We start from the raw sequence: 18,336 nt of genomic DNA, 5'->3' as shown, positions 1-18,336 counted from the left end.
CCGCGACACGGCCGCGAGGCATCAGCCGCAGGCCTGACCGCCGGTGGCACCACGATTACCGGGCACTTCGCCGTGCCTCACCGTCAAGAAACCGGCGCCCGGCGTATGGATTCGCCCCTCACCGGCGACTGGCCGCCGACCGGCGCGACGGCCGCGACCGGGCACAATGCCGCCCACTGCTCCGACGCCCGGCACGGGCCGGGGGCAGGTACAGTCGCCCTGCTGCCTCGACACGGGGGGATGATCGATGGCCCAGGACGATCCGCCACTCGTGCTGCGGCGCTCGCGGGTGCTGCATCGCACCCACACCGGGCCCATCGTCCTGCTGGCGTTCTTCATCACGATCGCGGTCCTCGGCGTCGAGCGGTTCGCGGTGCTGACGCGCAGCGAGGGTCTCCCGGACTTCCTGGCCGCGCTCAGCACCGGCCTGGGCTGGCTGTGGGCGGTGACGGCCGGGTCGGCGACGGTGTCGGCGATCGTTCTGGTCCTGGCCGAGCGGCGCTGGTTGACGGGCCGCACCGAGCTCACCGGGAGCGGGGTGGTGCTGCGCTCCGGCGACCGCGCCACGACGGTCGGCTGGCTGGACATCGAGGAGTTGCGCGCCGTCCCGGCCCGTGGCGGTCACCTCTACAAGCTGCGGACCGGCACCGGCCCGCTGCCTCGCGGCGCCGGCCTGGGCCTGCAGGCCGGCGGCCGGGAGGCCTGGCTCGGCTGGCTGTCGGGGAGCGACGCACCGGTGGCGGCGCTCGCCCGGCCCAGGCTCGGCATCAAGTACCGCGCACCACGCTGAGCCGGTCGGCGACCGGGCGGTCAGCAGCGGCGCGCTCCGGGCGTTGAAACTTCCATCGGCGAGGTCGGTGCGGCACGTCGCCGGCACGCGCGTGCCCTGCCGGCCTCCGGCCGGTGCGGACTCGGCTGCCGCAGCCCTCAGCGCGACAGCCGCGCCAGCCGGCGCCGGGTGTCCTCGGCCGCCGGATCGCCGAGGTCGTCGAAGATGCGGGCGGCACGCCGCCACGCGTCGGCGGCTTCGGCGGTGTCGGCCATCGCTTCGCGGACCTCGCCGAGCCGCAGGAGGGTCTCCGCCTCGTGGTAGCGGTCCGCGGAGTCGCGGAAGAGCTGGATGGCCTGTTCGTAGCAGTCGGCTGCGCGCTTGTGCTCGCCGAGGCGGTAGTACGCGAAGCCGAGGCTGTCCAGCGTCGCCGCCTGACCGTTGCGGTCGTCGCTCGCGCGTTGCTGCGCGAGCGCGTCGGCGCAGCTTGTGATGGCCTGGTGGTAGTCGCCGGTCGCGGCGTGCAGCCAGCCGATCGCGTTGAGGGTTCGCGCCTCGCCCGCGCGGTTGCCGGCCAGCCTGTAGAGCCGTAGCGCCTCGTAGCCGTGCACAAGTCCTTCGTCCGGCCGGCCGCGCATGTAGCAGAGTTCTGCGTGATTGTGCAGCGTCTGCGCCTGATTGGCCGGGTCGCCGAGGCGTCCGTACAGGTCCAGCGCACGCCGGAGCCGGGCCTCGGCGTTGTCCAGGTCGCCGAGGCGGGTTTCGGCACGCGACAGCATCCGGTTGGCGATGGCCTGCCCGGCGAGGTCGTCGCTGCGCTCCGCCGCGGCGAGCGCGGACTGCTGGACCACGAACTGGTCGTGCCAGAGACCGCGCGGTGCGAAGAACGTGGTGAGCGTCCACGCGAGCTGCCAGGCGTACGCGTCGAAGCCCGTCTCGGCGGCCTGCCGGACGGCGCGCACCAGCACCTGGTGCTCCGCCGCGAACCAGGCGAGCGCCTCGTCGTGGCCCCGCGCCGGCGAGCTGGCGTTCGACGGTAACGGTTCGACCGGGTCGATCGTGGTCCATTGCGGCTGGAGCGACACGGCCGCCGGATACGCACTGTGCAGATAATGGTCGAACAGCCGGTGGAGGGCGGCCCGCCGCTCGTCGGCCGGCTCCGACGACCGGGTCAGTTCCGCCGCGTACGCTCGCAGCAGATCATGAAAGGTGTACCGGCCCGGCACGTGCTCGGTCAGCAGATGCAGCCGGGTCAGCTCTCTCAGCAGCGGCGTGACGTCCGCCGGTGACCGGCCGAGGAGGGCGGCGGCGGCGCCCACGGTCAGGTCCGGCCCGGGATGCAGCCCCAGCAGCCGGAACAGCCGTGCCGCGGGCCGGCTCAGCGCGAGGTACGACCAGGAGAAGGCGGCGCGCACGTCGCCGTCCGCCAACGCGTCCAGCCTCGCGTCGTCTGCGTGCAACCCCGCGGCGATCGCGTCGAGCGGGAACCCGGGGTGGACGGCGGCGTGCGCCGCCACGATCGACAGTGCGAGCGGAAGCCTGCCGGTGGCACTGATGATGTCCGCGGCCGCGACCGGTTCGGCGGCGAGCCGTCGGGCACCGAGCCGGGCGGCGAGCAGGCTCATCGACTCGTCGTCGGTGAGGACGTTCAGGTTCAGCGGTTGGGCGCACTCCGCCGCGATCAGGTCGGAGAGCCTGTCCCGGCTGGTCACCACGACCACGCAGCCGCCGGTGCCGGGCAGCAGCGGCCGCACCTGTGCGGAGTCTCGTGCGTTGTCGACCACCACCAGCATCCGGCGGTGGGCCAGCAGGCTTCGGTAGAGCCCCGTCCGGCCCTCCACGTCGGCGGGTATCCGGTTGGGCTGCACGCCGAGGGCCTCGATGAAGCCGCGCAGCGCATCGGCCGGTTCCACCGCGTCCATCGCGTCGTAGCCGCGGAGGTTCACGTAGAGCTGGCCGCCGGGGAACCTGTCGGCGACCCGGTGCGCCCAGTGCAGTGCCAACGAGGTCTTGCCGATGCCCGGCATGCCGGACACCGCGAAGACGACCACCGACGGCCTGGCCACCTGCTCGTCGAGGCAGGCGTCCAGAACGGCGAGTTCCGCGTGGCGGCCGACGAACTGGGGCACCGCGAGCGGCAGTTGCCGCGGCCGCTCTTTCGGCAGGCCCGACGGGTCGGGGCCGGCGGCGCGGATGAAGGAGCTCCGGTCGTCGGCCGACAGGTCGAAGGCGTCCGCCAGCAGCCGGACCGTCGACGGGCGGGGACGGACCACCCGGCCGTTCTCCACGTCCCGGATGCTGCGCACGCTCAAGCCGGTGGCCGTCGCGAGATCCTCTTGCGTCAGGCCGAGCCTCCGCCGGTGCGCCGCCACCATTCGGCCGAACGGGGCTTGCTCACCCATCGGTGTTCGCGGGATTACCCGCGGTTTCCGATCCGGGAGCGTCCCATGGAATCGACATCAGGTCATATGTACGTGCCGGAGGATCGGTTGTCCAGCCGGGCCGGTGGCGGCGGCGAAATGGGCCGGCTCGATCGTCTGCGGCGCTTCAGTGCCGGACGTACTCCGGTAGGTAGAGGCGGGCGGCGAGTTGGACGGTGGGTATCCCGGTGGCGACGCCTTCGAGGATTTTGGCGTTGATTTCGGTCAGGATTTTGTTGGGGCTGATGAGGATTCGGCGGTCGTCTTCGGTTTTGTCCGGGGAGACGAGTACGACGATGGTCTTGAGGCGGCCGGTGAGTAACCGTTCGAACTGGCGTCGCAAAGTCTTATGCATTCCCTGCCTCGCGAGGAGGCCGGTCCGGGTGCTGTCTCGAACGTGCCGATGTATATCGCTGACCAGAAGCATCGGCCTTGCATGCCGTTCGGTGAGCGTCAACGTGGCCAAATCGGCGCCAAAGACTGCGGTAGCGTCGCTACAGGTTCGGTCCGGCGCGCGATGGTTGCGGGCACGCATTGGCGGGCATCCCTGGAACCGCGGCGTCGCGGCGCACCGGTGGTCCGAGATTTTCGCTGGTCGGCGATGTCCGGCAGTGCGTCTTCCAGTTCGGTGGCGCCGGCGGTGAGTGCCCCGATGTGCGGCCCGCACCGAAGTCGTGCCGCGCAGCGCCGGCGGACGGGACGGCGGATGGTTGCGTCGCGATCCCGATCTGCCGGTCAGTCTCCTGGAGACAGTCCGGGACGCGGACATGGCGCGCCGGCATCGTGTATTACTGTCCTAGTACACATACACGCGATGCGGAGATGGTGCGATGTTCGCCTTCCGGCTGGACCTCAGGTCCGGCGTGCCGACCTACCTGCAACTCGTCGACCAGGTGCGCCGCGGCCTCCTGCTCGGATACCTCGCCGACGGCGACCAACTGCCCCCGGTCCGGGAGGTAGCCGCCGCCCTGGTCGTGAACCCGAACACGGTTGCCAAGGCCTACCGGGAACTGGAACGGGCCGGACTCGTCGCTCCCCGGGCCGGTCAGGGCACCTTCGTGGTCGGCAGCATCGACCAGGTTCCCGCCGCGACGTACGCGCGGCTGTCGCGCAGCATCCGCGGCTGGCTGCGGACCGCGCACGAGGCCGGGCTCGACCACGAGCAGGTGCGCGCGCTGGTCATCGCCGCGCTGGACGACGACCAGGCCGCCCGGACAGGTGCGGCATGAGCGACGCGACACCCGCGCTCAGCGCCGTCGGGCTGGGCCGGCGGTACGGGCGGCGCGCCTGGGCGCTGCGCGACTGCACCATCGACCTGCCACAGGGGCGGATCATCGGCCTGGTCGGGGCGAACGGCGCCGGCAAGACCACGCTGCTGCACCTGGCGATCGGCCTGCTCCGCCCGACCGAGGGCATGGTGTCGATGTTCGGCCGGCCGATCCGGATGGACCGGCCCGCCGGGCTCGCCCGGGTCGGGTTCGTGGCCCAGGACCACCCGCTGTACAAGGGTTTCAGCGTCAGCGACATGCTCCGGTTCGGGCACGCGATGAACCCCCGATTCGACCGGGCCGGTGCGCGGCGGCGGCTGCGCGACCTCGACATCCCGCTCGACCGCAAGGCCGGCGCACTGTCCGGCGGGCAGCAGGCGCAGGTCGCGCTCACACTCGCACTGGCCAAGCAGCCCCGCATCCTGGTGCTCGACGAACCGGTGGCGAGCCTCGACCCGCTGGCCCGCCGCGAGGTCATGCGGACGCTCGTCGACGCGGTCGCCGGTACCGACCTCACCGTCCTGCTCTCGTCCCACGTGGTCACCGAGCTGGAGCGGGTCTGCGACCACCTGGTCCTGCTGCACCAGGGCCGGGTGCGCCTCGCCGGCGACATCGACGACCTGCTCGCCGGGCACCGGCTGCTCACCGGCCCGCGCAGCGACGACGCGGTCGAGGTCCAGGGCGTGGTCAACGCGACCCACGGGCTGCGGCACAGCAGCCTGCTCGTCCGCCGCCCCGCCGGCGCGCCCACGCATCCGCGCTGGGAGGCCCATCCGGTCGGCCTGGAGGAGATCGTGCTGGCCTACCTCGAACAACCCGACATCAATCGACCGGCGGAAAGGCGGGCCTGACCATGCTGTGGCTGACCTGGCGGCAGCACCGCGCCGAGCTGCTCGTCGCGGCGCTGTTCCTCGCCCTCGTGGCCGTCCCGCTGCTCGTCACCGGCGTGGCGATGCACGACGAGTACCGCACCGGCGGCGTCGCGGCCTGCGTCGCCGACCCGGCCGCCCACACCGGCTGCGGCCCGCTCGTCGACCGGTTCCTCGGCCGGTACCGGGAGTGGGGCAGCCGGCTCATGTGGGCTGCCCTGCTGCCCGCGGTCGTCGGCGTCTTCGTCGGCGCGCCGTTGCTGGCTCGGGAGCTCGAGCAGGGCACCTGGCGCCTGGCGTTCACCCAGAGCGTGTCACGGACCCGCTGGTTGCTGACGAAGCTGGCCCTCGTCGGCGCGGGTGTCGCCGTCTTCACGGCGGCGTTCGCCGCGCTGTGCACATGGTGGCGCGGGCCGCTGGACGCGATCGGCGGTCGGCTGCGGTCGGCCTCCTTCCTCGTCGCGGTGCCGAGTCTGACCTCGGCGGCCCTGTGCGCGTTCGCGGTGGGTGTGCTCGCCGGTGTGCTGCTGCGCCGGACGGTCGTCGCGATGGGCGCCACCCTCGTCGTCTTTCTCACCGCCCGGCTGTCGATGGAGGAGTACCTGCGACCGCACTACCGCGAGCCGCTGGTCCGCATCACCGACCCGGCGACCCGGCCCGAGGCCACGGACACGGGTGCAAGCACCGACTGGATCGTCCACAACAGCTGGATCGACCGCACCGGGCACCTGCTCTCCGCGGACGAGGAGGCCGCCGCCGTCCGCCAGGTCTACGGCGGCACCGATGCGGTCCGCGGCTCCGGCACCCCCATGGAGCAGTACCTGCTCGACCACGGGCTGCGGCACTACACCGAGTATCACCCCGACAGCGGCTTCTGGACCTTCCAGCTCGTCGAAACGGCCTGCTTCCTGGGCGCGGCGGCGCTCCTGCTCGCGGCGACGGTGATGACGATACGCCGCCGCGCCTGAACCGGTCCGGTTCGTTGATCTCCGGCCGCCGGCGGGCAGCGGCAACCGGCCGCGCTGTACGGAGGGATCTACAGCGCGGCCGGTTGCACCGCCTCGAACGCCGCGACGAGTTCCCGCGTGGTGAGGATGGCGTGGGCGTAGGTGGGGCCGTTCAACTCGTGGGCGGCCTGCATCATCTCCGGCCGGAAGGCGGCGGTGGCGTCGCGCACCAGCGTGACGTGGTAGCCGAGTTCCATGGCGAAACGGCCGGTGGACTCGACGCAGGTGTTCGCCAGCAGGCCGATGAGGATCACGTGGGTGATGTCGTGCTGTCTGAGCTGGACGTCCAGGTCGGTGTTGGCGAACCCGCTCTGTGCCCAGTGCTCGTGGGCCACCACCTCGCCCGGCTGCGGCTGGAAGTCGGGGTGGAACTCCCCGCCCCAGGTGCCCCGGGCAAAGGTGTGCCGCACCATGATGTTCCGCTGGGTGGGGTTGGGGTGGGTCCACGTCACGTAGTCGTCCGGCGTCCAGCGGCGGTGCGGGACGAACATGACCCGCATCCCCGACTGCCGGGCGGAGGCGACGACGGCGCGCAGGTTGTCCAGCAGGCCGACATCCTGGGCGACCTGTTCCACGAGCGGCCAGACCTTGCCTCCCTCGGAGAGGAAGTCGTTGTAGGGATCAACCAGCAGCACCGCCGTCCGGCGGAAGTCGTACGTCTCGACCATGAGGGCTCCTCCGTCGTCTGCAGACCAGTCAAGCTGTCCGCCGGCGGTGCCCGGCTCACCCGGATCGAGGTATGCCGGTCGTGCCGATTCGTAAAGTTTCCTTGCAGAAATGAGAGCGCTCTCTTGACATGACCATTGCTGGACGGCAAGGTTTCGAGACAGTTACACATCTCACTGCACCGCTATGAGAGGTGATCGTCGTGCTCCGACCCCGCACCCTGCTCGCCGCCGCGGTAGCCGCCGCCGCGATGGCGACGGCGCTGGTCGTGCCCCTGATGGGCACAGCCAGCGCGGCCCCCGCCCCCGGGCCGTTGACCTGGTCCGACGAGTTCAACGGACCGGCCGGCAGTGCTGTCGATCAGTCGAAGTGGCGATTCGACATCGGCGGCAGCGGCTGGGGCAACAACGAGCAGCAGTACTACACCAACAGCACGCGCAACGCCGCCATGGACGGCGCGGGCAACCTGGTGATCACTGCCCGCCGCGAGAACCCCGGTAACTACCAGTGTCACTACGGAACGTGTCAGTACACGTCCGCCCGTCTGCTGACGTCCGCCACGTTCACGCAGACGTACGGCCGGTTCGAGGCCCGCATGAAGCTGCCGCGCGGCCAGGGCATCTGGCCCGCGTTCTGGATGCTGGGCAACAACATCGGCTCGGCCGGCTGGCCCACCAGCGGCGAGATCGACATCATGGAGAACATCGGCCGCGAGCCCAACACCGTGCACGGCACGATCCACGGCCCGGGCTACTCCGGTGGCGAGGGCATCGGCGCGGGCTACACCATCGGGAGCCCGTTCGCCGACGGGTTCCACACCTTCGCCGTCGACTGGTCGCCCAACCTGCTCATCTGGTATGTCGACGGCAACGAGTACCAGCGGCGCACCCCCGCCGACCTCGGCGGTGACCGCTGGGTCTTCGACCACCCGTTCTTCATGATCATGAACGTGGCGGTCGGCGGCTACTGGCCCGGCTACCCGGACGGCTCCACGACCTTCCCGCAGTCGCTGACCGTCGACTACGTGCGGGTCTACGCGCAGCCCGGCGGCGGCACCCCGCCCCCGTCCGGCGGGAACCCGATCAGGGGCCTCGGCGGCAAGTGCGTCGACGTCGCCGGTGCGAGCGCCGCCAACGGCACCGCGGTCCAGCTGTGGGACTGCAACAGCACCACCGCCCAGCAGTGGACCTGGGCGTCCGACGGCTCGGTCCGGGCCCTCGGCAAGTGCATGGACGTCACCAGCGGCTCGACCGCCAACGGCGCCAAGGTGCAGCTGTGGGACTGCAACGGAAGCGGCGCGCAGCGGTGGACCATCACGGGCGCGGGCGACATCGTGAACCCGCAGTCCAACAAGTGCCTGGATGCCACAGGTGCGAGCTCGGCCAACGGCACCCGGCTGCAGATCTGGGACTGCTCGGGCGGCACCAACCAGAAGTGGACCCGCTGACCTGAGGCCGGGAGGCGGCTCCCAATGAGCGGGGTTCACGTCCGACGGGCGTGGACCCCGCTTCGCGTCAGCGTGCGGGGCGGTCGTCGCGCTCGCCGGGGTGCTCCAGCACGCCGTGCTCCTGATCGCCGGGCTGATGCCCGCCGGCCAGCTCGTGCTGCAACGCGGCAAGGTCGGTAGGCGGGCTGAAGTACTTCAACTCCCGGGCGATCCGCGCTTGCTTGGCCTTGGCTCGTCCGCGTCCCATAGCCTGCTCCCCGTGTCCGCGTGAAAGGCGGCGTCGCCGCCGCGAAGGTACGTTCGTGTCGGCCACGGTACATCGATACGGCCGCAGGTGCGAGACGGAACCATGACTGGGCGGCAGCGACATCGGGCGAGGTGACGCGGGGCACACCGCACGACGGCCGGCGCCGGGCGCCACCGGTGCCGGGTTCAGGCCCGGTAGGTCGCCCGGATCAGCTCGACCAGGTCGTCCAGGTGCGCGGGCGGGTCGCCCTTCCACCAGGCGAGCCACACCGGGATCGGCGGGGCGTCGCGGACCCGCCGGTAGGCCACCCCCGGCCGCGGGTTCTGGTTGGCGGTGGCCTCGGAGGTGATGCCGACGGCCTGCCCGGCGGCGATGAGGGTGAGCCACTCGTCGACGCCGCGGTCGGCACGTATGCCTTCCCGGCCGTCGGGCCGGCCGGCGTCGTGGCGGTGCGGCAGTTCGTCGCTGCCGCGGTCCTGCTGCCGGTGGCCCGGCCCGACCTGCGCCGCTTCACCTGGGCCCAGTGGTGGCCGGCGCTGCTGCTGGGGCTGGTCTTCGCCACGATGAACCTCAGCCTCTACACCGCCGTCGACCGCGTCGGGCTCGGCCTGGCCGTGACCCTGGAGTTCATCGGTCCCCTCGCCGTGGCGCTGGCCGGCTCGCGTACCGTGCTGGACCTCCTGTGCGCCGCCGCGGCTGGCGCCGGCGTCTACGTCCTGGTCCTGCCGGGGGCGAGCAGCGACTACCTCGGCGTCGGTCTCGGCCTGCTCGCCGCGCTCTGCTGGGCCTCGTACATCCTGCTCAACCGGCTGCTCGGCCGGCGACTGCCCGGACTGCAAGGACCCGCCGCGGCGACCGCCGTCGCGGCGGTGCTCAACCTGCCCGTCGCCGCGGTCCTGATCGCCCAGGGCCGGATGACGGCCGCCGGGATCGGCTACGCCGTCGCCGCCGGGCTGCTCAGCTCCGCCGTTCCCTACGCCGCGGACCTGATCGCGCTGCGCCGGGTGCCCGCCCGGTTCTTCGGCGCGGTCCAGAGCGTCCACCCGGTGCTGGCGGCCGTCGCCGGTCTGGTCCTCCTCGGGCAGGTCCTCGACCTCCACGAGTGGGCCGGCATCGGGGTCATTGTCGCCGCCAACACGGTCGCCGTCGCCGCGGCGCACCGCCCCCGCAGCCGGGAGGCGTTGCCCGAGGCCCGGGCGGTTGCGGCGGAACCGGTGGCCGGTGCCCTTCCGGCCGGGCCGTAGGCTGTGGTCATGCTTGCCGAGCTGCTGTCCGGATACCGTGCCGGCGACCCGGCCGAGGCCGGAGACGTCGCGCGGGTCGCCGAGCTGCTGCGGGCCGTCGACGACCCGTGGAGCCGCTCGATCCCGTTGCACGTCACGGGTTCGGCGCTGATCGTGCATCCGCCGACGGGGCGCGTGCTGCTGCGCTGGCACGAGCGGCAGCGGGCGTGGCTGCAGGTCGGCGGGCACGGCGACCCGGGGGAGACGGACCCGGTCGAGGTGGCCCTGCGGGAGGGCCGCGAGGAGACCGGCCTGCCCGACCTCGTGCCGTGGCCGGACGCCGCCATCGTGCACGTCGTCGTCGTTCCCGTGGCCGCGAAGGGCGACGAGCCGGCGCACGAGCACGCCGACGTGCGTGTCCTGCTCGCGACCGCCGATCCGGACGCCGCCCGCCCCGAGAAGCCGGACGCGCCGCTGCGCTGGCTCACCGTTCCCGAGGCGCTGGCCGCCACGACGGAGGCCAACCTGCGCGAGACGATCCACCGCGCGGCCGAGGTGATGGCCCGCCCCCACACGCGTTGATCATGCACTTGTGGTGCCTGGCAAACCCCGGACATCGCGGGAGTGTCGCGGCACCACAGGTGCGAGATCGGTGCAGAAGGGCCGATGTGGGAACCCGGGGCGCCGCAAGGCCGTCACAGTGACCGTGGACATGCTGAGGCGAATCGTCGTCGTCGTGGTGATCGGGCTGCTCGCGGTGCTGGCCGGGCCGGTGTCGCCGGCGTGCGCCTGTTCGTGTGCGATCGCGACGGAGCAGGAGTACCTGGACCGGGCCACCTTCGTGTTCGACGGCGACGTGCGCTCGATCGACCGGCTCGACTCGGCGCCCGGGGATTTCCCGCTGGCGGTGCGGCTCGTCGTGCGAGCCGTCCACAAGGGACAGGTGGTCGACCCCGGCGGGCACATCCTCGTGGGCGACCCCGACAACGAGGCGTCGTGCGGATACGCCTTCGAGACCGGCAGGCGCTACCGGGTCTACGTGCGCGAGCAGGGGCCGCGGTTCGTCACCAGCCTGTGCGCCGGCAACCGGGAGCTCGGCCCCGCCACGACCGACGACGCCGCGTGGTCGGCGGAGCCCGCGTCGCCGGTCGCCGGCACCCTGCCACGCGACGACCGGACGTCCGTGATCACGCTGATGCTGTTCGCGGTCGTGGCGGCCGGGACGGTCGCGGTGGTGATCGCCGTCCTGCGGCACCGCCGGCTGGCGCGGCCCGGCGGGACGGCGCGGGACAGGTAATTGGATCGCCGGCCGCGGTGTTTTTGGTAAGGTTCCTTATCGTGCCGCAGCCGATTTATGAGCATGAATCAGATGCCGCTTCCCTGACGGATCCGCGACAATCGCCGAAGAAGAGACGAAGACTTTTCGCGGACGTCACCCCGTTGCGGGAATCGCCGGAGTTCCGGCGGCTGTGGGCATCGCAGGCGTGTTCGGCCATCGGCACCCAGATGACCGCGGTCGCCCTCGCCGTGCAGCTCTACCAGCTGACCCACTCGTCGTTCGCGGTCGGCGCGCTGGGCCTCGCACTGGCCGTGCCGCTGCTGGTCGTCGGCCTGTTCGGCGGCACCGTCGCGGACAGTATGGACCGCCGCAAGATCGTGCTCGTCACGAGCTCCGGCCTTGTCGTGGTCGCCGTCGTCCTCGCCGCGCAGGCGGTGCTCGACCTGCGGCAAGTGTGGCTGCTGTACGTTCTCGCCGCGCTGCAGTCGACGCTGTTCGCGATCGAACTGCCGGCCAGTTCGTCGTTCCTGGCCCGGTTGCTGCCGCCCGAGCGCATCGCCGCGGCGACCGCGCTCGGGCAGGTGTCGTTCCAGGCGAGCCTCACCGCCGGGCCGCTGCTGGCCGGCCTCGTCATCGCCACGGCCGGCCTGGAGGCCGCCTACGCCGTCGACGCCGTGACGTTCTTCGCCGTGCTCTACGCGGTGCTCCGGCTGCGCGCGATGCGCCCGGAAGGCGCCGGGGTGTCGCCCGGCCTGCGCGCGATCACCGAGGGCCTGCGTTTCGTCCGGCACAACCCGCTGCTCGCCGCGGTGTTCCTCGTCGACCTCAACGCGATGGTGCTGGGCATGCCGCGCGCCCTGTTCCCGGCGCTCGCGGACACGCACTTCGACGGCGGCGCCGCGGTCACCGGCGTGCTCTACGCGGCGCCCGCGGTCGGCGGGCTGCTGGGTGCCATCTTCTCCGGGCCGCTCGGGCACGTCCACCGGCAGGGCCGGGCGATGCTGTTCAGCGTCACCGTCTGGGGCGCGGCCACGGCCTGCTTCGCGCTGACCGCCGACCTGGTCCTGGCCGTCGCGATCCTCGTCGTGGCCGGCGCCGCGGACGTGGTGACCGCGGTGTTCCGGGCCACGATCCTGCAGGTGAACACGCCGGACGAGTTGCGCGGCCGGCTCAACGGGCTGGACTTCGTGGTCGGCGAGGGCGGCCCGCGCCTCGGCGACGTGCGCGCCGGCTCGCTCGCCGCGATCACGTCCCCGGTCGTCAGCGCGCTGGGCGGCGGCCTGGCCTGCGTCGCGGGCGCCGCGCTCATCGCACTGTTCCTGCCGGCGGTGGCCCGCTACGACGACCGCAAGCGCCCGCCGCTGGTGGCCGGTGGCGGCACCGGTGCGCCACAGCCGCAACAGGCGGCGTCGGGCTGAGATCCGGGTTCGAATACAGCAGCACCGGGCGCAGCAACCCGTCGTGACGCTCCGATGTGGACATCGGCGCCGCCGCCGCGGTCTTCAGTGCGCGGCCTGTCGTGTGGTGACGGCGACGAGCACGACGCACGCGGCCGCGATCGCCGCGACCACGGCGGCCACGCCCAGCCACGGTGCCGCGAGCGGCAGCAGGAGCACGGCGGCGACGCAGGCCAGCACGGCGACGAGGCGGATGACCGGCTCCGCGACGATCGGCGCGTGCACCGTCCAGAGCAGGGTGAGGAACACTGCGGCGGGCGCGGCGACGGTGTAACAGACGCCGAGAGCCGATGCCGCCACGTGGTGCCCGGTCCACTCGACGGCGACCTCGAGGCCCGCACCCAACGCGGCGAGGGCCGCGAAGATGCCGAAGTGCCCGTACCCCCAGAGGTAGGAGTGACGGCGCCGGGCGCCGAGCCCTTCGCCGGCCGGCTGGAGGAAGTAGAGCCACCAGAGGGCGAACAGCAGGACGAGGCCGGCGGTCGCCACGGTGACGATTGAGCCGGTGAGGTGCCCGCCGTCGAGGGCCCCACCGACGGCGGTGGTCGCGGCGAACACGCTCTCGCCCAGCAGGATGATGGTGAACAGGCCGTACCGCTCGGCGATGTGGTGCGGATGCCAGTTCGTGGCTCCGGTCCGCTCGGCCCACCGCGGCACCGCCAGTTCCAGCACGACCAGGCCGGCGAAGACCGGCAGCTGAGTGGCCGGCGGCAGGGTTTCCGCCTCGGTGAGGACGAGCCGGAGCACCCAGCCCACCTGTGCGACGGCGATGCCGGTGGCGTATCGCCGTGCGGTGCGCCGGCTCCCCGGGTCCTCGGCGCCGGCCCGCAGCCATTGGGTGATGAGCCCCACCCGCATGACGAGGTAGCCGAGCGTGACCGCGCGATAGTCCTCCCGGGACGCTGCGGCCGGGACCCCGGCGGCCAGCACCAGGACACCGGCCATCTGGAGCATGGTGAGCAGCCGGTACGGGACGTCGTTGGTGTCGAACGCGGAGGCGAACCAGGTGAAGTTCATCCATGCCCACCAGATCGCGAAGAAGACCTGGAGGAACGCGACGAGCCCGGTCGACCCGTGCCCGCCGGCGACGCTATGTGCGAACTCCGCCGTGACGGCCGCGACCGCGACTACGAACGTGAGGTCGAACAGCAGTTCGAGCTGGCTGGAGACCCGATGCGGCTCGTCGACCGCCCTCGGTCGCATCCGGACCCGGATGCCGGTTCTTTCTGGCCGCACGCGCTGGCTCCCGTCGCTTTGTGGGTAGGTCGCCAGCTCAGACAGGACAGCGCCCCGGCGTGTGACAGGAATTTCCCGCGGGGCTGTCACAGCTCGGCGGGCTGTCCTGTCTGAGCTGGTGACCGGACGGCGAGGAGCGCCCCGGTCGGAACAGGAAGGGTCGTCATGAAGATCGTGGTAGTCGGTGGTACCGGTCTGATCGGGTCGAGGGTTGTGACGTGGCTCGGTGAACAGGGTCACGAGGCGGTGGTGGCGGCGCCGAGCCGCGGCGTCAACACCCTCACGGGTGAGGGCCTGGCCGAGGCCCTGGCCGGGGCCTCGGTGGTCGTCGACGTGGCCAACTCGCCGTCCTTCGAGCCCGCCGCGGTCCTGGAGTTCTTCGAGACCTCCACCCACAACCTGCTCGCCGCGGAGGAGGCCGCCGGGGTCGGCCACCACGTCGCGCTGTCGATCGTGGGCATCGACCGGACGCCGGACAACGGCTACTTCCGGGCGAAGATCGCCCAGGAGGCCCTCATCGAGAAGTCGTCGATCCCGTTCACCATCGTGCGGGCCACCCAGTTCTTCGAGTTCACCCGCGGCATCGCCGACGCGTCCGCCGAGGGCGACACCGTCCGCCTGCCGCACGCGTTCTACCAGCCCATCGCGGCGGAAGAGGTCGCCGCGGCCGTCACCAGGGCCGCGGTGGCCGCGCCGGCGAACGGCAGGGTCGAGGTGGCCGGGCCGGAGGCGGTCCGGATGGACGAGTTCGTCCGGGACGCGCTGGCCGGCTGGAACGACCCGCGGCAGGTCGTCGGGGACCCGCACGGCACGTACTTCGGCTCCGAGGTGGGGGAGCGGGCCCTGCTGCCGGGTGCCGGCGCGACCATCGGCCGGATCAGCTTCCGCGACTGGCTCGACCGGACCGCGGCGGGGGAGTCACGGTGAGCGTCCCGGCCGGCGAGCCGGACGACCTGCGCAGGCTCGAGGCGGACGTGCGGGCCGAGCTGTACCTGGCCGAGTCGCGCAACCCCGGGGAGTCGGTCCCCGCACCGGCCGACGAGCAGTACGAACTGCGCCTGCACAGCCTGCTCGACGCGGTGGTGGCGCTGGAGGGCGACGCCCAGCCGGACGGTCGCCCGGCGTAACCCGCGTCACCCCTGGCGGCCCGCCGGATGGTCCTGTCGCACCTTGCCCAGCGGGTAGGTTGGCTGGGTCGGTCGAGGACCACGGACCAGGGGCGGGCGTTGGCGGGCGAAGACGATCTCGAACAGGCCGCGGTGGTTTTCGGGGAGGTGCGGCCGCGCCTGTTCGGCATCGCCTACCGGATGCTCGGCAGCGCCACCGACGCCGAGGACCTGGTGCAGGACGTCTGGCTGCGCTGGCAGGCGTACGACCGGGACACGGTGACCAACCCGGCCGCGTTCCTGGCGACGACCACGACCCGGCTGGCGATCAACGCGGCGCAGTCCGCGCGGGCCCGCCGCGAGACGTATGTCGGGCCGTGGTTGCCCGAGCCGGTCGACACGAGCGCGGATCCGCATCTCGGCGCGGAGCGCGGCGAGGCGCTGGAGTTCGCGGTCCTGCTGCTGCTGGAGCGGCTGACGCCCAACGAGCGGGCCGCCTACGTGCTGCGGGAGGCGTTCGACTATCCGTACGGCCAGATCGCGGACATCCTCCAGGTGCGTGAACCCGCGGTCCGGCAGCTGGTGAGCCGGGCGCGCAAGCACGTGGTGGCCGGGCGGCGCACGCCAGTGTCCGGCGCCGAGCAGCGCAGGCTGCTCACGACGTTCGTCGCCGCGGCGCGCTCCGGCGACCTGGCCGAGCTGGAGAAGCTGTTCGCGGCGGATGTGACCAGCTACTCCGACGGCGGCGGCGTGGTGCGGGCCTCCCGCATCCCGGTGCACGGTGCCCTGACCGTGGCGCGCTACGTCCGGGCGTTCAAGGACCGCTTCTGGACCGGCGTCGACGTGGCCTGGTCGAGCGTGAACGGGCAGCCGTCCGCACTGCTCAGCCGCGACGGTGCCGTGTTCGCCGTGGTTGCCGTCGTCGCCTCGGCCGACGGCATCGACCAGGTGCTGTGGATGATGAACCCGGCCAAGCTGGGCGCGGCCGGTGCCGTGCCCAGCCGGTGAGCCGGGCTCATGCCCAGGTGTAGGTGACCACCGAGGCGCCCGAGCCGAACGTGCGGGTGCCGGCAACCGAGAGCGGAGCCGGGCGGAACGGCGCGTCGAACATCGGGATGCCCGAGCCCACCATCACCGGGTAGCGCTTCACCATCAGCTCGTCGATCTCCGGCAGCAGCTGACCGGCCAGGGACCCGCCGCCGCACAGCCAGATGTCCTTGCCCGGCTGCTGTTTCAGGCGTTGGACGAACCCGACCGGGTCGTCCGTGACGATCTCGACCTCGGGGTCGGTGGCGGCCAGGGTGCGGGAGAAGACGTACTGCCGCAGATGCGCGTAGGGACTCGTGATGCCCTCCTTGAGCGCCGGCTCGTAGGTGCCGCGGCCCATGAGGACGGTGTCGAAGCGCAGGTTCGGCGCGTCGGCCAGCCCGGCCTGGGCGCGGAACGCCGTCGGCACCGTCTCCGGCTGTTCGGCGTTCATCGCGGCCAGCAGGTCGGAGTGCATCGGGAAGAAGTCGAACTCCCCGCGGGGGCCGGCGATGAAACCGTCGACGGTGGCGGCGACGTAGTAGACCAGCTTTCGCATGACAACTCCTAATGAAGTACTTCATCCGTAGTGGTTTGAACGTAGTACTCTGTCTGTAGTGGTGTCAACCCCAGAGACTGCGAGGAACCATGCGCCAGAACCCGGCCCGCCGCACCGCACTCCTCGACGCCGCGATCGAGGTCCTCGCCCGCGACGGATCGCGCGGACTGACGTTCCGGGCCGTCGACGCGGAGGCCGCGGTGCCCACCGGCACCACGTCGAACTACTTCACCAGCCGCGACGACCTGATCAACCAGGCGGCACACCGCACGCGCGAGCGCCTCACCCCGGACGAGGCGGCCACGGCGGTCACGATGCAGGCGCCGCCCGGCCGCGACCTCGTGACGCGGCTGCTGCACGAGCTGCTCGAGCGCATGCGCCGCGACCGCAGCGGCTATCTCGCCATGCTCGAGCTGCGCCTGGAGGCGACCCGTCGCCCCGACCTGCGCGCCGTGCTGACCGACGTGTTCAGCGCGAACGTCCAGGAGGGCATCGACTTCCACCTCGGCGCGGGACTCCCCGGCGACCGGACCGCCGTGGTGCTGCTGTATCTCGCGATGACCGGACTGCTGGTCGACGACCTCACGGTGCCCGACGTCCTGGCGTCGTTCCCGCCCGAGCGGCTCGTCACCGAGATGGTCGAGCGGATCCTTCCGCCCGCCGGTTAACCGTCGCGCCCCGAGCCGTAGGGGCGGGTGATGATCTCGAGGTTGTGGCCGTCGGGGTCGGACCAGTAGAGGCCGCGCCCGCCGTCGTTGCGGTTGATGCGGCCCGGCTCCGAGTGGAACGGATCCGCCCAGTAGTCCAGCCCGCGCTCGGTGATCCGGTCGTGGATCTGGTCGAACTCCTCTTCGGTGACCAGAAACGCGTAGTGCTGCCCGGCGATCGGGCCGGGGTCGGTGAGGACGTCGAGCGAGACGCCGTTGGCCAGCTGGACGACCAGGAACGGGCCGTAGCGGGCCGGCTGCGGCAGGCCGAGCAGGTCGGCCAGGAACGCGGCGGTGCGCGGCCCATCGCTGGCGTGGACGATGGTGTGATTGAGCTGCACCGGCATACCGTCTTCCTACCCACCCGGCGGCATTCTCACGACCTCGGGGCGCGGCCGAGCAGATGGACCAGCCGGCGCTCGCGGCGCAGCACGGTCGCCTCGTCGGAGGTGCCGAGGAACAACAGCCGCGCCGTCAGGAACAACAGCGTCTCCGGCGTCGGGTTGGAGCGGGCGTCCGAGCCCGGTGCGAGGATCGGCTGCAGGCAGCGGTCCGGCAGTCCGAGCACCTTTTTCGCCAGGAATCTCACCCGGGGCAGGTGGCGGCGGTGGCAGACCAGGCCGAGCGGCGTGCCCGGGGTGAACTCGTGGCCGTCCAGCAGGCCCTCGCCGCGGGTCAGCAGCAGGTTTTCGAGTGTGCTGCGCGACTCGGACTCGGCGATCAGCTCGACGCGGTCACCCAGTGGCGTGCCGTCGACGGCCGCGCCGGCCGCCCGCCGGAGCATCAGGTCGGCCTCACGGCTGCCGGGCGGGGGAGCGGCCTGGCCGGCAGCCGCCTCCGCCCATCCGCCGCTGAAGACGATCCGGCCGGGGCGGCCCTTCGCCGCCGCGCCGGCGAAGACCTCGCGGTTGGCCAGGACATGGCCGACGGCGGCGTCCACGCGGGCGGCGCTCTCCGGGGAGAGCCGGTAGCCGCTGCCGTCGTTCTCGGAGCCGCGGCTGGGGACCAGCAGGACGGTCGCGACGGGATCTGACACTCGAAGTCCTCCGC

At 72.1% G+C, this 18,336-nt stretch carries 22 protein-coding genes; 13 read left to right on the top strand and 9 right to left on the bottom strand.

The window, feature by feature from the left end; translation table 11 throughout:
• Nucleotides 1–247: 247 nt before the first annotated feature.
• Nucleotides 248–790 (top strand): hypothetical protein, encoded by a 543-nt coding sequence (locus Dfulv_RS28595; protein WP_259856646.1) that lies wholly within the window; start codon nucleotides 248–250, stop codon nucleotides 788–790.
• A gap of 137 nt (nucleotides 791–927) precedes the next feature.
• Here the strand turns inward: Dfulv_RS28595 and Dfulv_RS28590 are convergent, their stop codons facing one another.
• A complete protein-coding gene (locus Dfulv_RS28590; RefSeq protein ID WP_259868256.1) occupies nucleotides 928–3,144 on the bottom strand; it encodes an ATP-binding protein in 2,217 nt (738 codons plus the stop codon).
• Between the two features lie 172 nt (nucleotides 3,145–3,316).
• Nucleotides 3,317–3,616: a hypothetical protein gene (locus Dfulv_RS28585; RefSeq protein ID WP_259856644.1), complete on the bottom strand. Its 300-nt coding sequence runs from the start codon at nucleotides 3,614–3,616 to the stop codon at nucleotides 3,317–3,319.
• A 403-nt stretch (nucleotides 3,617–4,019) separates the two neighbouring features.
• Between Dfulv_RS28585 and Dfulv_RS28580 the strand changes: the two genes are divergently transcribed.
• Genes Dfulv_RS28580 through Dfulv_RS28570 form a run of 3 tightly spaced genes read left to right on the top strand, consistent with a single transcriptional unit; the run spans nucleotide 4,020 to nucleotide 6,294 of the window.
• The gene (locus Dfulv_RS28580; RefSeq protein ID WP_259856643.1) at nucleotides 4,020–4,418 is read left to right on the top strand and encodes a GntR family transcriptional regulator; all 399 of its coding nucleotides are present in this window, start codon (nucleotides 4,020–4,022) and stop codon (nucleotides 4,416–4,418) included.
• On the top strand, nucleotides 4,415–5,308 hold the full coding sequence (locus Dfulv_RS28575; RefSeq protein ID WP_259856642.1) for an ABC transporter ATP-binding protein: 894 nt from the start codon (nucleotides 4,415–4,417) through the stop codon (nucleotides 5,306–5,308). The genes Dfulv_RS28580 and Dfulv_RS28575 overlap by 4 nt, the downstream gene beginning before the upstream one ends.
• Before the next feature lie 2 nt (nucleotides 5,309–5,310).
• The gene (locus Dfulv_RS28570) at nucleotides 5,311–6,294 is read left to right on the top strand and encodes an ABC transporter permease (protein ID WP_259856641.1); all 984 of its coding nucleotides are present in this window, start codon (nucleotides 5,311–5,313) and stop codon (nucleotides 6,292–6,294) included.
• 68 nt (nucleotides 6,295–6,362) lie between these two features.
• Here Dfulv_RS28570 and Dfulv_RS28565 read toward each other — a convergent pair whose 3' ends face one another.
• Nucleotides 6,363–7,001, bottom strand: coding sequence for a cysteine hydrolase family protein (locus tag Dfulv_RS28565; protein ID WP_259856640.1), 639 nt, complete (start codon nucleotides 6,999–7,001; stop codon nucleotides 6,363–6,365).
• 200 nt (nucleotides 7,002–7,201) lie between these two features.
• On the opposite strand from Dfulv_RS28565, the gene Dfulv_RS28560 reads away from it, so the two are divergent.
• Complete coding sequence (locus tag Dfulv_RS28560) at nucleotides 7,202–8,446, top strand: lectin (protein ID WP_259856639.1); 1,245 nt, start codon at nucleotides 7,202–7,204, stop codon at nucleotides 8,444–8,446.
• 67 nt (nucleotides 8,447–8,513) lie between these two features.
• Here Dfulv_RS28560 and Dfulv_RS48620 read toward each other — a convergent pair whose 3' ends face one another.
• Together Dfulv_RS48620 and Dfulv_RS28550 are read right to left on the bottom strand one after the other, a co-directional pair.
• On the bottom strand, nucleotides 8,514–8,693 hold the full coding sequence (locus Dfulv_RS48620; RefSeq protein WP_319805702.1) for a DUF3073 domain-containing protein: 180 nt from the start codon (nucleotides 8,691–8,693) through the stop codon (nucleotides 8,514–8,516).
• A gap of 185 nt (nucleotides 8,694–8,878) precedes the next feature.
• The gene (locus Dfulv_RS28550; RefSeq protein WP_259856638.1) at nucleotides 8,879–9,001 is read right to left on the bottom strand and encodes a hypothetical protein; all 123 of its coding nucleotides are present in this window, start codon (nucleotides 8,999–9,001) and stop codon (nucleotides 8,879–8,881) included.
• A gap of 141 nt (nucleotides 9,002–9,142) precedes the next feature.
• Here Dfulv_RS28550 and Dfulv_RS28545 point away from each other — a divergent pair, with 141 nt between their 5' ends.
• From Dfulv_RS28545 to Dfulv_RS28530, 4 genes are all read left to right on the top strand, one after another.
• Entirely contained in the window at nucleotides 9,143–9,937 is a 795-nt protein-coding gene (locus tag Dfulv_RS28545; protein WP_259856636.1) for an EamA family transporter, read from the top strand.
• A gap of 9 nt (nucleotides 9,938–9,946) precedes the next feature.
• Entirely contained in the window at nucleotides 9,947–10,498 is a 552-nt protein-coding gene (locus Dfulv_RS28540) for an NUDIX hydrolase (RefSeq protein WP_259856635.1), read from the top strand.
• A gap of 130 nt (nucleotides 10,499–10,628) precedes the next feature.
• A complete protein-coding gene (locus tag Dfulv_RS28535) occupies nucleotides 10,629–11,213 on the top strand; it encodes a hypothetical protein (protein WP_259856634.1) in 585 nt (194 codons plus the stop codon).
• Between the two features lie 17 nt (nucleotides 11,214–11,230).
• Nucleotides 11,231–12,613 (top strand): MFS transporter, encoded by a 1,383-nt coding sequence (locus tag Dfulv_RS28530; protein ID WP_259856633.1) that lies wholly within the window; start codon nucleotides 11,231–11,233, stop codon nucleotides 12,611–12,613.
• Nucleotides 12,614–12,697: 84 nt separating this feature from the next.
• Here the strand turns inward: Dfulv_RS28530 and Dfulv_RS28525 are convergent, their stop codons facing one another.
• Nucleotides 12,698–13,888, bottom strand: a complete 1,191-nt coding sequence (locus tag Dfulv_RS28525; RefSeq protein WP_259856632.1) for a low temperature requirement protein A — start codon at nucleotides 13,886–13,888, stop codon at nucleotides 12,698–12,700.
• 165 nt (nucleotides 13,889–14,053) lie between these two features.
• Here Dfulv_RS28525 and Dfulv_RS28520 point away from each other — a divergent pair, with 165 nt between their 5' ends.
• The 3 genes from Dfulv_RS28520 (at nucleotide 14,054) to Dfulv_RS28510 (ending at nucleotide 16,002) form a co-directional block, all read left to right on the top strand.
• A complete protein-coding gene (locus tag Dfulv_RS28520) occupies nucleotides 14,054–14,815 on the top strand; it encodes an SDR family oxidoreductase (protein ID WP_259856630.1) in 762 nt (253 codons plus the stop codon).
• A complete protein-coding gene (locus Dfulv_RS28515) occupies nucleotides 14,812–15,015 on the top strand; it encodes a hypothetical protein (RefSeq protein ID WP_259856628.1) in 204 nt (67 codons plus the stop codon). The genes Dfulv_RS28520 and Dfulv_RS28515 overlap by 4 nt, the downstream gene beginning before the upstream one ends.
• A gap of 99 nt (nucleotides 15,016–15,114) precedes the next feature.
• Nucleotides 15,115–16,002: an RNA polymerase sigma-70 factor gene (locus tag Dfulv_RS28510; RefSeq protein WP_259856626.1), complete on the top strand. Its 888-nt coding sequence runs from the start codon at nucleotides 15,115–15,117 to the stop codon at nucleotides 16,000–16,002.
• Nucleotides 16,003–16,009: 7 nt separating this feature from the next.
• Here the strand turns inward: Dfulv_RS28510 and Dfulv_RS28505 are convergent, their stop codons facing one another.
• Nucleotides 16,010–16,579 carry a dihydrofolate reductase family protein gene (locus Dfulv_RS28505; RefSeq protein WP_259856623.1) on the bottom strand — a complete coding sequence of 190 codons (570 nt, stop codon included), beginning with the start codon at nucleotides 16,577–16,579 and terminating at the stop codon, nucleotides 16,010–16,012.
• Nucleotides 16,580–16,668: 89 nt separating this feature from the next.
• Between Dfulv_RS28505 and Dfulv_RS28500 the strand changes: the two genes are divergently transcribed.
• Nucleotides 16,669–17,247: a TetR/AcrR family transcriptional regulator gene (locus Dfulv_RS28500; protein WP_259856620.1), complete on the top strand. Its 579-nt coding sequence runs from the start codon at nucleotides 16,669–16,671 to the stop codon at nucleotides 17,245–17,247.
• On the opposite strand, the gene Dfulv_RS28495 is transcribed toward Dfulv_RS28500, so the two are convergent.
• The gene (locus Dfulv_RS28495; RefSeq protein ID WP_259856617.1) at nucleotides 17,244–17,633 is read right to left on the bottom strand and encodes a VOC family protein; all 390 of its coding nucleotides are present in this window, start codon (nucleotides 17,631–17,633) and stop codon (nucleotides 17,244–17,246) included. The genes Dfulv_RS28500 and Dfulv_RS28495 overlap by 4 nt on opposite strands.
• A gap of 29 nt (nucleotides 17,634–17,662) precedes the next feature.
• Entirely contained in the window at nucleotides 17,663–18,322 is a 660-nt protein-coding gene (locus tag Dfulv_RS28490; RefSeq protein ID WP_259856615.1) for a YdcF family protein, read from the bottom strand.
• Between the last annotated feature and the right edge of the window lie 14 nt (nucleotides 18,323–18,336).

It is taken from the genome of Dactylosporangium fulvum (assembly GCF_025137375.1).
In the GTDB taxonomy this organism is placed as follows: Bacteria; Actinomycetota; Actinomycetes; order Mycobacteriales; family Micromonosporaceae; genus Dactylosporangium; species Dactylosporangium fulvum.
Note: the sequence above shows the minus strand (reverse complement) of the source record. Positions and strands in the feature narration are given on the sequence as shown.

What these genes read in the sequence shown, in the direction of transcription:
- Dfulv_RS28595 (WP_259856646.1), top strand. Translation starts at nt 248, where the DNA reads ATGGCCCAGGACGATCCGCCACTCGTGCTGCGGCGCTCGCGGGTGCTG.
- Dfulv_RS28590 (WP_259868256.1), bottom strand. Translation starts at nt 3,144, where the DNA reads ATGGTGGCGGCGCACCGGCGGAGGCTCGGCCTGACGCAAGAGGATCTC.
- Dfulv_RS28585 (WP_259856644.1), bottom strand. Translation starts at nt 3,616, where the DNA reads ATGCTTCTGGTCAGCGATATACATCGGCACGTTCGAGACAGCACCCGG.
- Dfulv_RS28580 (WP_259856643.1), top strand. Translation starts at nt 4,020, where the DNA reads ATGTTCGCCTTCCGGCTGGACCTCAGGTCCGGCGTGCCGACCTACCTG.
- Dfulv_RS28575 (WP_259856642.1), top strand. Translation starts at nt 4,415, where the DNA reads ATGAGCGACGCGACACCCGCGCTCAGCGCCGTCGGGCTGGGCCGGCGG.
- Dfulv_RS28570 (WP_259856641.1), top strand. Translation starts at nt 5,311, where the DNA reads ATGCTGTGGCTGACCTGGCGGCAGCACCGCGCCGAGCTGCTCGTCGCG.
- Dfulv_RS28565 (WP_259856640.1), bottom strand. Translation starts at nt 7,001, where the DNA reads ATGGTCGAGACGTACGACTTCCGCCGGACGGCGGTGCTGCTGGTTGAT.
- Dfulv_RS48620 (WP_319805702.1), bottom strand. Translation starts at nt 8,693, where the DNA reads ATGGGACGCGGACGAGCCAAGGCCAAGCAAGCGCGGATCGCCCGGGAG.
- Dfulv_RS28540 (WP_259856635.1), top strand. Translation starts at nt 9,947, where the DNA reads ATGCTTGCCGAGCTGCTGTCCGGATACCGTGCCGGCGACCCGGCCGAG.
- Dfulv_RS28535 (WP_259856634.1), top strand. Translation starts at nt 10,629, where the DNA reads ATGCTGAGGCGAATCGTCGTCGTCGTGGTGATCGGGCTGCTCGCGGTG.
- Dfulv_RS28520 (WP_259856630.1), top strand. Translation starts at nt 14,054, where the DNA reads ATGAAGATCGTGGTAGTCGGTGGTACCGGTCTGATCGGGTCGAGGGTT.
- Dfulv_RS28505 (WP_259856623.1), bottom strand. Translation starts at nt 16,579, where the DNA reads ATGCGAAAGCTGGTCTACTACGTCGCCGCCACCGTCGACGGTTTCATC.
- Dfulv_RS28500 (WP_259856620.1), top strand. Translation starts at nt 16,669, where the DNA reads ATGCGCCAGAACCCGGCCCGCCGCACCGCACTCCTCGACGCCGCGATC.
- Dfulv_RS28495 (WP_259856617.1), bottom strand. Translation starts at nt 17,633, where the DNA reads ATGCCGGTGCAGCTCAATCACACCATCGTCCACGCCAGCGATGGGCCG.